Raw genomic sequence first — 11,609 nt, 5'->3', positions numbered from 1 at the left:
CAGGGCTTCTAGCGTCTCGTCTGCTGAAGGTACTAAGCGGTTGCTCAGTCATCGGGCGGGTCTCTCCGAGCCCCCGACGTCCGCTGAGCCGCTATCCAAGGGCGAGGAGAGCCAAGCATGTCGACCAGCGAACAGCGCGTAGCCATCGTGACGGGAGCGGCCCGGGGCATCGGTGCCGCCACCGCGGTACGTCTGGCGGCCGAGGGCCGCGCCGTCGCCGTACTCGACCTCGACGAGGCGGCCTGCAAGGACACCGTCGAGAAGATCACCGCCGCCGGGGGCAAGGCCCTCGCCGTCGGCTGCGACGTGTCGGACAGCGCCCAGGTGGAGGCCGCCGTGGCGCGCGTCGCCGCCGAGCTGGGGGCCCCGACGATCCTCGTCAACAACGCGGGCGTGCTCCGCGACAACCTGCTCTTCAAGATGAGCGAGTCCGACTGGGACACCGTGATGAACGTGCACCTCAAGGGCGCGTTCCTGATGGCCAAGGCCGTCCAGAAGCACATGGTGGACGCCAAGTTCGGCCGTATCGTGTCGCTGTCCTCCTCCTCGGCGCTCGGCAACCGCGGCCAGGCCAACTACTCGGCGGTCAAGGCGGGTCTCCAGGGCTTCACCAAGACCCTCGCCAAGGAGCTCGGCAAGTTCGGCATCACCGCCAACGCCGTCGCGCCCGGCTTCATCGTCACCGAGATGACCGCGCAGACCGCGGCCCGCGTCGGCATGGGCTTCGAGGAGTTCCAGGCGGCCGCCGCCACGCAGATCCCGGTGCAGCGCGTCGGCGTCCCCGACGACATCGCCAACGCCATCGCCTTCTTCACGGGCGACGCCGCCGGCTTCGTCTCCGGCCAGGTCATGTACGTGGCCGGCGGACCGCTCAACTGACCCGAAGGGCTGCGGACATCATGACTGTGCAGGACAGCGGCAAGGTCGCGCTGATCACCGGCGCGAGCCGGGGCATCGGCTACGGCATCGCGCAGGCACTCGTCGAGCGCGGCGACCGGGTGTGCATCACCGGGCGCAACGAGGACGCGCTGAAGGAGGCCGTCGAGACGCTCGGCGCCGACCGGGTCATCGGCGTCGCCGGCAAGGCGCACGACGAGGCGCACCAGGCGGCGGCCGTGGCCCGCACCATGGAGGCGTTCGGCCGGGTCGACTTCCTGGTCAACAACGCGGGCACCAACCCGGTCTTCGGGCCGATCGCGGAGCTCGACCTGAACGTCGCCCGCAAGGTCTTCGAGACCAACGTGGTCTCGGCGCTCGGCTTCGCCCAGCAGACCTGGAAGGCGTGGCAGAAGGAGCACGGCGGGGCGATCGTCAACATCGCCTCGGTCGCCGGCGTCTCCGCCTCGCCCTTCATCGGCGCGTACGGGATGAGCAAGGCGGCCATGGTCAACCTGACCCTCCAGCTGGCGCACGAGTTCGCGCCGGTGGTCCGGGTCAACTCGATCGCGCCGGCGGTCGTCAAGACCCGGTTCGCCCAGGCGCTGTACGAGGGCCGCGAGGAGGAGGCGGCGGCCGCCTACCCGCTCGGCAGGCTCGGGGTACCGGAGGACATCGGCGGCGCGGCGGCCTTCCTCACCTCCGACCAGTCCGGCTGGATCACGGGCCAGACCCTGGTCGTCGACGGTGGCATTTTCCTGAATGCCGGAGTCGGCTGATCCGGCCTGGGCCGATATGGCCCCGATTGCCTCAAGTGCCCCGCCGGGCCTGCGGATTGACCCGGCGGGGCGCTGCGGTATGGTCTGCCGACCCAAGGCTGATCGAGGAGCGTGCACGTGTTCTACCGGGCCAGTCTGCAGGCTGCTGCAGCCCTTGCGTCCCTGTCCTTGCTGGCCGGTTGCGGGCTGCTGCCCGGCGGCGGATCGGACGTGGAGCAGAAGCTCTCCGTCGGGACGACCAGTGAGCCTTCGACCCTGGACCCGGCGGCGGCGTGGGACGGCTCCTGGGAGCTGATGCGGAACGTGTTCCAGACCCTGGTGAGCTTCCCCACCGGCAGTACGACGCCGGAGCCGGACGCGGCCGAGGAGTGCCGGTTCACCGACCGGACCAGCACGGCCTACCGCTGCCGGCTCCGCGAGGGGCTGAAGTTCTCCAACGGCGACAAGCTGGACGCGGCGGCCGTGAAGTACTCCATCGACCGGATCTCGGAGATCGGGCTCAAGGGCGGACCCGTCGGCATGCTCGGCTCGCTCGACCGGGTCGAGACCAAGGGCGACGACGTCGTCATCTTCAACCTGAAGAAGCCCGACGCCACCTTCCCGTTCGTCCTGGCCACCCCGGCCATGTCCCTGGTCGCGCCGAGCGCGTACTCGAAGCACAAGATCCGCGACGACGGCAAGGTCACCGGGTCCGGTCCCTACCTGCTGGACGCCTACGAGCAGGGCGACCGCTCCGAGCTGGTGAAGAACCCCGACTACAAGGGGTTCGCCGACCGCAAGAACGACGCCGTGACCATCCGGTACTTCAAGGACTCCGGGGCCATGGTGAAGGCGCTCCGGAAGAACGAGATCGACGCCACCTACCGCGGCCTGTCCGCCGAGGACGTCGTCAGCATCGAGGACAGCAACACCAACGGGGAGGGCGGCGACCTCCAGATCGTGGAGTCCACCGGCGCCGACATCCGCTTCCTGGTCTTCAACCCGGACGACCCCGCCGCGGGCCAGCCGGCCGTCCGCCGGGCGATAGCCCAGCTGGTCGACCGGGACGCGCTCGTCGCCAAGGTCTACCGGGGCACGGCCGAACCGCTGTACTCGATGGTCCCCAAGGGCATCGCGACGCACACCACCAGCTTCTTCGACACCTTTGGCAACCCCAGCAAGGACAAGGCCCGCCAGATCCTGGCCGACGCCCACATCACCACGCCCGTCCCGATGACCTTCTGGTACACCACCGACCGCTACGGCTCCTCGACCGCGCCCGAGTTCGACGAGCTGAAGCGCCAGCTCGAGGCGTCCGGACTCTTCCGCATCACCCTCAAGAGCCGCCCGTGGAAGACCTTCCAGGAGGGCTTCACCAAGGGGGAGTACCCGGTCTTCGGCCGGGGCTGGTTCCCGGACTTCCCGGACCCGGACAACTTCATCGCCCCGTTCGTGGGCAAGAACAGCGTCACGGGCATGCCGTACGTGCAGGACGAGATCACCAAGCAGCTGCTGCCCCGGTCCCGCAAGCAGAGCGACCGGGGCGCGGTCGCCAAGGAGTTCGAGCGGGCCCAGAAGATCCTGGTGGACGACGTGCGGCTGCTGCCGCTCTGGCAGGGCAAGCTGTACGTGGCGGCGGGCGACGACATCGGCGGCGGCGAGCGCGCCCTGGACCCGCAGACCGTCATGCAGATGTGGGAGCTGTACCGCAAGGCGAGTTGGTAGCACCGCGGCGGGCGGGCCCCCGGTGGCCCGCCCGGACCGCGTTGTCAGTGGCGCCCGGTAGGTTCTGTGAGCAAGAACGGATTGCTTACCGGAGGTTGTTCACGTGACCGACACCGACCTGCTGCCCGAGTCCTGGCGCGGCGTCCTCGGCGAAGAGCTGCAGAAGCCGTACTTCAAGGAGCTCACCGAGTTCGTCGAGGAGGAGCGCTCCGCCGGACCGGTCTACCCGCCCCGGGAGCAGGTGTTCGCGGCCCTGGAAGCGACCCCCTACGACAAGGTGAAGGTCCTGGTCCTCGGCCAGGACCCCTACCACGGCGAGGGCCAGGGCCACGGTCTGTGCTTCTCCGTGCGGCCCGGCGTGAAGACCCCGCCCTCGCTGCGCAACATCTACAAGGAGATGAAGGAGGAGCTGGGTCTGCCCGTCCCGGACAACGGCTATCTGATGCCGTGGGCCGAGCAGGGCGTCCTGCTGCTCAACGCCGTGCTCACCGTCCGCGCGGGCGAGGCCAACTCGCACAAGGGCAAGGGCTGGGAGAAGGTCACCGACGCGGTGATCCGCGCCGTCGCCGCCCGCCCCGACCCGGCGGTCTTCGTCCTCTGGGGGAACTACGCGCAGAAGAAGCTCCCCCTGATCGACACCGAGCGCCATGTGGTGGTGAAGGGCGCGCACCCCTCGCCGCTGTCGGCGAAGAAGTTCTTCGGCTCCCGCCCCTTCACCCAGATAAACGAGGCCATCGCCCAGCAGGGCCACCAGCCCATCGACTGGCGCATCCCCGACCTGGGCTGAGCCGCGCCCGAGCCTCCACGTGTCCGCCCGCCCCGGCGGCTAGCGTCGGGGCGGGCGGGCCGCCGGGTCCGGGCGGACGGGTGCGAGGAGGCCGTGGTGACGGAGCAGCGGGAGGCGTCGGAGGACGTCTTCATGACCAGGATCGGCCAGGCGGTCATGCTGCTGCACGGCGGCGACCGGGAGGAGGCCCGCAACCGCTTCACCGCGCTCTGGTCCGAGATCGGCGACGGGGGCGACGCCCTGCACCGGTGCACCCTCGCGCACTACATCGCCGATACGCAGGACGATCCGGCCGACGAGCTGGCCTGGGACCTGCGCGCGCTGACCGCCGCCCGGGCCCTGCCCGACGACCGCCTGGCCGGCGACCGGGACGCGCTCGCGCTGCGCGCCTTCTACCCGTCGCTGCACCTCAACCTCGCCGCGGACTACGTGAAGCTGCAGCGCCCGGCCGCCGCCCGGGACCACCTGGAGCGGGCCCGGGCGGCCTCGGCGGTCCTGGCCGACGACGGCACGGACGACGGATACGGGGGCGGCGTCCGGGCCGCGATCGGCCGGCTGGAACGGCGGCTGCGCGAGTGGTGACCGGCGCCTTCGCGGCGCCGCCGCTTCACCGCCCGTAGGTGCGGTCGCAGATCCGGGACTGCGGGCTGCCCGCCGGCCAGTGGCCGTAGCCCCTGCCGAGGGCGCACACCCCGGTCCCGCCGCCGGGCGCGGGCAGGACGGGTGCGGGGGCCGCCGGGGCGATCCGGCGCGGCAGCGGCGGGTCCGGGACGGGCACGGGCCGCCGCGCCGGCGGGAGGCGCGGTTCGACGGGGCGCGCGGCCGGGCGCCCCGGCGGCGGCTCCGGCGCGGCGGACCGCGGGGCCGCGCGGGACGGCTTCGTCTTCGGTACGGCCTCCAGCGTGTCGTGCACCGGCGGCCCGGCGGTCTGCGGGGCCAGGTCGTGGGCCGGCCGACTGGCCCCGGGGCGCGGCGGCGCGGCCGGCTGCGGCTGGACGGACACGCACCCCGACAGGGCCGCGACCGCGAGGCAGGCCAGGAGTTTCACGGCGGTTCTCGTTCGTTGCACCTGATCAACTCTGCGGGGCCGGTGACCGGTCCACGCCTCCGTCGCCCCCCGATCCGCCCGCACGAGTGACGCCGGTCAGCACGGCGCCGCCCGAACGCCGCGTCGGCGTCCCGGCGGCCCGCACCGAAGCCCGCCCGAGCCGGTGCGTCCCGGCAGGCCCCGGCCCGGTCCCGCGCGCCTGCGACGGGAGCGCCGGCCGGCGGTCCGCAGACGCCGCGTATGCTGCCGGGACGACGAAGGAGGCGCCCGGAACACGGCGCTGACCAGCGAGAGGAACACCCTGTGAAGGTCGGCTGCATCGGACTCGGGGACATCGCGCGGAAGGCGTACCTGCCGGTGCTCGGCGCCCTGCCGGGCATCGAACTCCACCTCCAGACCCGCACCCCGGCCACCCTGGACACGGTCGCCGCGGCCCACCGCATCCCGGCCGACCGGTGCCACCGGGACCTGGACGCGCTGCTCGACCAGGGGCTCGACGCCGCGTTCGTGCACGCCTCGACCGCCGCCCACCCCGAGATCGTGGGCCGGCTGCTCGACGCGGGCGTCCCCACGTACGTCGACAAGCCGCTCGCGTACACGCTGGCGGAGTCCACCCGCCTGGTGGAGCTCGCCGAGGCGCGCTCCACCGGCCTCGCCGTCGGCTTCAACCGCCGGCTGGCCCCGGGCTACGCCCAGTGCGCGGAGCACCCGCGGGAACTGATCCTCCTGCAGAAGAACCGGGTCGGGCTCCCCGAGGAGCCCCGGACCATGGTGTTCGACGACTTCATCCACGTCGTGGACACCCTGCGCTTCCTGGTGCCCGGCCCCGTCGAGCGCACCGTGGTGAGCGGCCGGCTCGTGGACGGTCTGCTGCACCACGTCGTGCTCCAGCTCTCCGGCGACGGCTTCACCGCGATCGGCGCGATGAACCGGCTCAGCGGCTCGACCGAAGAACGCCTCGAGGTCTCCGGCCAGGACTCCAAGCGTGAGGTGCTCAACCTCGCGGAGGTCGTCGACCACAAGGGCCAGCCGAGCCTGCGCCGTCGCGGCGACTGGGTGCCGGTGGCCCGTCAGCGCGGCATCGAGCAGGCCGTGCTGACCTTCCTGGACGCCGTACGAGAAGGCCGTCGGCCGAGCGCCCGGGACGCCCTGGAGACCCACGAACTCTGCGAGCGCGTCCTGCGGGAGCTCGACGCCGCCTAAAGGGTGTTGCAGGAAGCCTGCGTCACCGTCTCCACGGGCCGCGTCCGCCTCCGGGCGCGCGCGGCCCGTACGCCCTCCGCGGCACAGAAGACGGCCAGCACCCCCAGCGCCCCGTACGGCGCCCAGTCGCCGAACCGGACGTACAGCGTCGTGCCCCGGGCCAGCGGCACCCCGTAGACGGCGGTCCCGCTGGTCTCCGTGCCGAGGCGGGGCCCGACGGGCTCGCCCGCCGGGCCGTACACCGCGCTCACGCCCGTGAGGGTGGCGTGCACCATCGGACGGCCGCTCTCCGCCGCCCGTAGCGCGCCGAGCGAGGCGTGCTGGGCCGGGGCCCAGCCGTGCTGGAAGGACGAGGTGGAGGACTGGGCGACCAGGACTCCGGCCCCGTCCCGGACCAGACGCCGGCTCATGTCCGGGAACGCGGACTCGAAGCAGACCAGCGGGCCGATGCGCAGTCCGTCCGCCCCGGGCACCCGCATCGTGACCGGCTCCGTGCCGCGCAGCCGGTCCTCGCCCGCCGCCCGGCCCATCGAGGTGGCCCAGCCGAGCGCCGACCGGGCCGGGACGTACTCGCCGAACGGCACGAGGCGCATCTTGTCGTACCGGTCCCCGGTGAGCCCCCGGGGCCCGACCAGCACCGCGCTCTTGAAGATCCCGGTGCGCCCCGCCGCGTCGGTCTGCCGGGCGTCCACGTTCACCAGGAGGCCGGCGTCCACCGACCGCGACAGCGCCGCGAGCCGGGCCGCGAGGTCCGGCCGCCGGACCGGGTCCACGCCGACGCTGCTCTCGCCCCACACCACCAGGTCGACGCCGCGCCCCGCGAGCGACCGGGTCAGCGCCTCGCCGCGGGCGAACCTGCGCTGGATGCTGTCCGGCCCCGCCACGATCCCGGGCTGCACGACGGCCACCCTGGCCGTGCCCGCCCGTTCGGGGTGCGGCGCCCACACCCAGGCCGCCCCGACCACCAGCGCGCCCACCAGGAGCGTCACGACGGCCACGACGCGGGCGGCGGAGTGCACCAGCAGCACCGTGAGCGCCGTGTTCACCGCCACCACCAGCAGGCTCACCAGCCACACGCCGCCCACCGAGGCCAGCCGGAGCGCCGGTTCCACCTGCCACTGGCTCGCCCCCAGCAGCCCCCACGGGCCGCCCAGCGCCTCCCAGGACCGCACCAGCTCGATCATCAGCCAGCCGGACGGCACCAGGACGACCGCGGCGACCGCCGCCCGCCCGCTCACCGGGCCCCGCAGCAGCCGGTGCGCCAGCAGCCCCCACGGCGCCCACAACAGGCCCAGCAGCGCCGCGAGGACCACGATGAACACGTGCAGGCTCGGCATCAGCCAGTGGTGCACGGCGATCATGTACCCGGTGCCGCCCAGCCACGCGTCGCGCGCCGCCCCGCGCCCCGTTCCGGCGGACCGCACCAGCAACAGCAACGGAACCAGGCAGACGTAGGCGAACCACCACAGCGAGGGCGCGGGAAAGGCGAGCGCCGGCAGCGCACCGGCCACCAGTGCGGCGGCCACGCGTCCCGGGCGCCGGCCGAGCATGCGCGCACCCCGCTCGTGCCACCGGGTCCACAGGTCCACGCCGCACCTCCTTGCCCCGCCCGCCGGCAGGTCCGTCCGCCATCCGGTCCCGGTCTTCTGCCCAGTGTGCGGCAGCGGACGCGGCCCGGCCCTCAGCAGGGGACGACGGCCACCGGGCCCATCGCGTGGGTGAGCGTCGTGTGCGCCACCGGCGACAGCCCGAGGCCCAGCGACTCACCGCCGCGCCGCCGCCCGACCACGGTCAGCGACGCCGTCGCGGACGCGGTGACCAGCGTGCGTGTCGCGGAGCCGTTGACCGGCTCCTTCATGACCTCGACCTGCGGGTACGCGGCCCGCCAACCGGCCGTCAGTTCGGCCAGCGACCGCTCGGCCGCGTCCGCCGCCGCGTCCCGGTCGAAGACCGGCCCCCCGGACAGCATGGACGAGAACATCGTCCAGCCGTGCACGATCCGCAGCCGCGCCCCCAGGTGCGCCGCCGCCGTCTCGAAGGCGAAGTCCAGCACTCCTTCGCTGCTCTCGTCGGCGGCCACCCCGGCGACGATGTCCGGGAAGACCTCGCCCGCGCCGGCCGGCTCCTCGTCGTCCCGGCCGCCGTGCACGATCACCACGGGGCACTTCGCCATGGACGCCGTCGCCAGGCTGTTGGAGCCCAGCATCAGGGACCGGAACCCGCCGAGGCCGCGCGAGCCGAGCACCAGCAGCGAGGCGTCCCGGCTCAGCGAGACCAGCGCCGCCGACGGGAAGTCGAGCGGGGCGAGCGTCGTGGGCCGCAGCCCCGGGGCGATCCGGGCCACCCGGTGCACGGCCGAGGCCAGCAGGTCGCCCGCCTCCCGCTCCTGCGCCTCCTGGTCGGTGCGCCGGGCCAGTTGCCGCACGTGCACGATGAGCAGCGGCAGACCCCGTACGACCGCCTCACGGGCCGCCCAGTCCAGCGCGTCCATGCTGTGCGAGGAGCCGTCGACCGCCGCGATCACGGGAAGCTCGGTGCCGCTCATGGGTTCCTCTCCGCCGTCCGGACCTGTCTCGTACGCTACGGCGGCGCGGGCACCGGTGCCGAGGCGGAGGCGGCCGTCCGGGCCCCGGCACGGCGTGACCCCGCACACCGTTTGTCCTCATGGGCCGGTCCGGCTGCGCCTATGCTCGCGGTATGGAGCAGAGCGAAGTGGTGAAGCGTGTGGTCGGCATCCTCACCGAGGCGGGGGAGATGCGCCGGCTGCTGGAGGAGAACCCTGACCGCGACGACGCCGACACCGACTCGACCGTGGTGACCGCCCTACTCAACGAGACCATGCCCCGGATCGCCATCCCGGAGGACGCCACCGTCGAGGACGTGGTGGTGGTCGTCGGCCGTGAGGTCGGCGGCGCGGTGGAACAGCTCGTCGGGGCGTTCACCCTGGCGTTCGCCATGCTGGCCCAGGTCCACGACTCCGGGCAGACGGACGTCACCTCGGCGGACGTGCTTCAGGACCTCGCCCTGCGCGCCGAGCAGTTCGGCGCCGAGGGCCCCGGCGACACGGAGATCTGACACGGTGCCGCCCCCGGCACGGCCGGGGGCGGCACCGTGTACGGCGGACGTCAGCCCGCGGACTCACCCGCGTGCGGGCTCAGCGCGTCGGTGCCGACGAGGAAGAAGATCACCGCGCCCAGGACGATCCGGTAGATCACGAACGGCATGAAGCTCTTCGTCGTGATGAACTTCATGAACCAGGCGATGACCGCGTACCCCACCCCGAACGCGATCACCGTCGCGAAGATCGTCGGGCCCCAGGAGACGTGGCCCTCGCCCGCGTCCTTCAGCTCGAAGACACCCGAGGCGAGCACCGCCGGGACCGCCAGCAGGAACGAGTAACGCGCAGCCGCCTCCCGGGTGTAGCCCATCAGGAGACCACCGCTGATCGTGGCGCCGGACCGCGAGACGCCGGGGACGAGGGCCATCGCCTGGCAGCACCCGTAGATGAGGCCGTCCTTGACCCCCAGTTCGCGGAGGGTCTTGCGCTGCTTGCCGGCCCGGTGCCTGCCGCCCTTCTCGTCGCGGGCGGCCATCCGGTCCGCGAAGCCGAGCACGACGCCCATCACGATCAGCGTGGTCGCGATCAGCCGCAGATCACGGAACGGGCCCTCGATCTGGTCCTGGAACGTCAGGCCCAGCACGCCGATCGGGATGGAGCCGACGATGACCAGCCAGCCCATCTTGGCGTCGTGGTCGCCCCGCATCGAACGGTCCGTCAGCGACCTGAACCACGCCGAGACGATCCGGGCGATGTCCTTGCGGAAGTAGATGAGGACCGCGGCCTCCGTGCCGATCTGGGTGATCGCGGTGAAGGCCGCGCCCGGGTCCTGCCAGTCGGCGAACGCCGCGGTGAGCCGCAGATGCGCGCTGGAGGAGATCGGCAGGAACTCGGTCAGTCCCTGGACGAGGCCGAGGACGAACGATTCGAACCAGCTCATGGGGCTTGGGCCATCCCGGGATACTCGTGCACCGGCCGCCGGCATCGGGCGCCGGCGGCGTGCGGTCGTGCGAGGACAGGGCCCGGACGGGCCCTGTTTCGTCTGTCGGTCGCGGGCAGCGTATCGCCCCCGGGTGAACGCCCGGCGACAACCCCCGCGCGCCCCGGCCCGTCGCCGCCCTCAGCCGCCCAGGCGGTGGCGGCGGCGCCAGGCGACCACCGCCGCTCCGGCCCCCGTCAGCACGATGAAGCCCATCGCCGCCAGAAACGCGGGCGAGGTGGGCGACGACGCCTCGCTCCCCGCCACCACGTACGCGGCGGTGTTCGGGATCGAGCCCAGGCCCGTCGCCACCAGGAACGGCGGACAGCCCATGCGGGAGACGGCGGCGCAGTAGTTGGCGGCGGCGAAGGGCACCCCGGGGAACAGCCGCAGCGCCAGCATCGAGCGGAAGCCGTGCCGGCTCAGCTGACCGTCCGCCGCCCGCAGCCAGCGCCCCCGCACGAGGGTGCGCAACGCGTCCTGCCCCAGGACCCGGACGAGCATGAAGGAGACCCCCGCGCCCAGCACCGTGCCGCCGATCGCCGCCGCGAGACCCGCCTGCGCCCCGAACAGGGCGCCCGCCGCGAGGTTCAGCAGGGGGCGCGGCACGAAGGCCACCGTGCAGACGCCGTACGCGAGTCCGAAGAGCACCACCGCCGTGGAACCGCCGCTCAGCTCCCCGAGCCGGCCGGAGGTCAGCAGCCGCTGCGGCTCCAGGAGCAGCATGGCCGTCGCGGCGCCCACCAGCACGGCGACGAGCAGCGAGAGCCGGCACCACGGCGACAGCAGCACCCGCGTGCAGCGCACGGCGAGGCCGGGGGCGGGCCGGGTGGCGGGGACGGCGTCGAGCATTCGGGGAGAGTAACCGACAAAGGTGTGTGATCGCCGTAATGCGCCCCGGACGGTCCACGGCCGCCCGGGCCCAATCCGCGTACGGCCCGCCGTAATTCACTCGACGGCAGGGCGGCCCGTCCGAGATGATCGGCGCATGTCCCGGTACGCCTTCCCCGCAGCGCCGTCCGCAGTCGCGGACGCGCCGAAGGCTGCCGTGTGCGCACTCGCAGCAGTTGTCGCCGCAGCGGTCACCGCTGCCGCAGCGCCCCTCGGCGGCGCCCGCAGCTGACCCTCCCCCGGCCGTCCGGCGGACCCCGCGAGGGGAGGGTCGGCCGGCCTCC

The 11,609-nt window shown here is 73.1% G+C and carries 12 protein-coding genes; 7 read left to right on the top strand and 5 right to left on the bottom strand.

The window, feature by feature from the left end; genetic code table 11:
- Window positions 1-117 precede the first annotated feature (117 nt).
- The 5 genes from fabG to ACFUJY_RS28810 all read left to right on the top strand — a co-directional run bounded on the left by fabG (window position 118) and on the right by ACFUJY_RS28810 (window position 4,728).
- On the top strand, window positions 118-879 hold the full coding sequence (gene fabG, locus ACFUJY_RS28830) for a 3-oxoacyl-ACP reductase FabG (RefSeq protein WP_383305048.1): 762 nt from the start codon (window positions 118-120) through the stop codon (window positions 877-879).
- 20 nt (window positions 880-899) lie between these two features.
- Entirely contained in the window at window positions 900-1,655 is a 756-nt protein-coding gene (locus ACFUJY_RS28825) for an SDR family oxidoreductase (RefSeq protein ID WP_383305046.1), read from the top strand.
- Window positions 1,656-1,772: 117 nt separating this feature from the next.
- Window positions 1,773-3,359: an ABC transporter substrate-binding protein gene (locus ACFUJY_RS28820; RefSeq protein WP_383305145.1), complete on the top strand. Its 1,587-nt coding sequence runs from the start codon at window positions 1,773-1,775 to the stop codon at window positions 3,357-3,359.
- A gap of 103 nt (window positions 3,360-3,462) precedes the next feature.
- Entirely contained in the window at window positions 3,463-4,146 is a 684-nt protein-coding gene (locus ACFUJY_RS28815) for a uracil-DNA glycosylase (protein WP_018105164.1), read from the top strand.
- A 96-nt stretch (window positions 4,147-4,242) separates the two neighbouring features.
- Complete coding sequence (locus ACFUJY_RS28810) at window positions 4,243-4,728, top strand: hypothetical protein (RefSeq protein WP_383305044.1); 486 nt, start codon at window positions 4,243-4,245, stop codon at window positions 4,726-4,728.
- Window positions 4,729-4,753: 25 nt separating this feature from the next.
- Here the strand turns inward: ACFUJY_RS28810 and ACFUJY_RS28805 are convergent, their stop codons facing one another.
- Window positions 4,754-5,194 (bottom strand): hypothetical protein, encoded by a 441-nt coding sequence (locus tag ACFUJY_RS28805; protein WP_383305143.1) that lies wholly within the window; start codon window positions 5,192-5,194, stop codon window positions 4,754-4,756.
- Window positions 5,195-5,497: 303 nt separating this feature from the next.
- Here ACFUJY_RS28805 and ACFUJY_RS28800 point away from each other — a divergent pair, with 303 nt between their 5' ends.
- Window positions 5,498-6,397: a Gfo/Idh/MocA family protein gene (locus ACFUJY_RS28800; RefSeq protein ID WP_383305042.1), complete on the top strand. Its 900-nt coding sequence runs from the start codon at window positions 5,498-5,500 to the stop codon at window positions 6,395-6,397.
- On the opposite strand, the gene lnt is transcribed toward ACFUJY_RS28800, so the two are convergent.
- On the bottom strand, window positions 6,394-7,947 hold the full coding sequence (gene lnt, locus ACFUJY_RS28795; protein WP_383305141.1) for an apolipoprotein N-acyltransferase: 1,554 nt from the start codon (window positions 7,945-7,947) through the stop codon (window positions 6,394-6,396). The two genes, ACFUJY_RS28800 and lnt, sit on opposite strands and share 4 nt — an antisense overlap.
- Window positions 7,948-8,078: 131 nt before the next feature.
- Window positions 8,079-8,942: a universal stress protein gene (locus ACFUJY_RS28790; protein WP_383305040.1), complete on the bottom strand. Its 864-nt coding sequence runs from the start codon at window positions 8,940-8,942 to the stop codon at window positions 8,079-8,081.
- A gap of 152 nt (window positions 8,943-9,094) precedes the next feature.
- Between ACFUJY_RS28790 and ACFUJY_RS28785 the strand changes: the two genes are divergently transcribed.
- Window positions 9,095-9,472, top strand: coding sequence for a hypothetical protein (locus ACFUJY_RS28785; RefSeq protein WP_203601496.1), 378 nt, complete (start codon window positions 9,095-9,097; stop codon window positions 9,470-9,472).
- A gap of 50 nt (window positions 9,473-9,522) precedes the next feature.
- On the opposite strand, the gene ACFUJY_RS28780 is transcribed toward ACFUJY_RS28785, so the two are convergent.
- Window positions 9,523-10,395: an undecaprenyl-diphosphate phosphatase gene (locus ACFUJY_RS28780; RefSeq protein ID WP_383305037.1), complete on the bottom strand. Its 873-nt coding sequence runs from the start codon at window positions 10,393-10,395 to the stop codon at window positions 9,523-9,525.
- 180 nt (window positions 10,396-10,575) lie between these two features.
- Window positions 10,576-11,286, bottom strand: coding sequence for a TVP38/TMEM64 family protein (locus ACFUJY_RS28775; RefSeq protein ID WP_383305036.1), 711 nt, complete (start codon window positions 11,284-11,286; stop codon window positions 10,576-10,578).
- Window positions 11,287-11,609: the final 323 nt, after the last annotated feature.

This window comes from Streptomyces sp. NPDC057249, assembly GCF_042669245.1.
GTDB lineage: Bacteria > Actinomycetota > Actinomycetes > Streptomycetales > Streptomycetaceae > Streptomyces.
Note: the sequence above shows the minus strand (reverse complement) of the source record. Positions and strands in the feature narration are given on the sequence as shown.

Coding starts and splice junctions, on each gene's coding strand:
- fabG (WP_383305048.1), top strand. CDS start 118: ATGTCGACCAGCGAACAGCGCGTAGCCATCGTGACGGGAGCGGCCCGG.
- ACFUJY_RS28825 (WP_383305046.1), top strand. CDS start 900: ATGACTGTGCAGGACAGCGGCAAGGTCGCGCTGATCACCGGCGCGAGC.
- lnt (WP_383305141.1), bottom strand. CDS start 7,947: ATGCTCGGCCGGCGCCCGGGACGCGTGGCCGCCGCACTGGTGGCCGGT.
- ACFUJY_RS28790 (WP_383305040.1), bottom strand. CDS start 8,942: ATGAGCGGCACCGAGCTTCCCGTGATCGCGGCGGTCGACGGCTCCTCG.
- ACFUJY_RS28785 (WP_203601496.1), top strand. CDS start 9,095: ATGGAGCAGAGCGAAGTGGTGAAGCGTGTGGTCGGCATCCTCACCGAG.
- ACFUJY_RS28780 (WP_383305037.1), bottom strand. CDS start 10,395: ATGAGCTGGTTCGAATCGTTCGTCCTCGGCCTCGTCCAGGGACTGACC.
- ACFUJY_RS28775 (WP_383305036.1), bottom strand. CDS start 11,286: ATGCTCGACGCCGTCCCCGCCACCCGGCCCGCCCCCGGCCTCGCCGTG.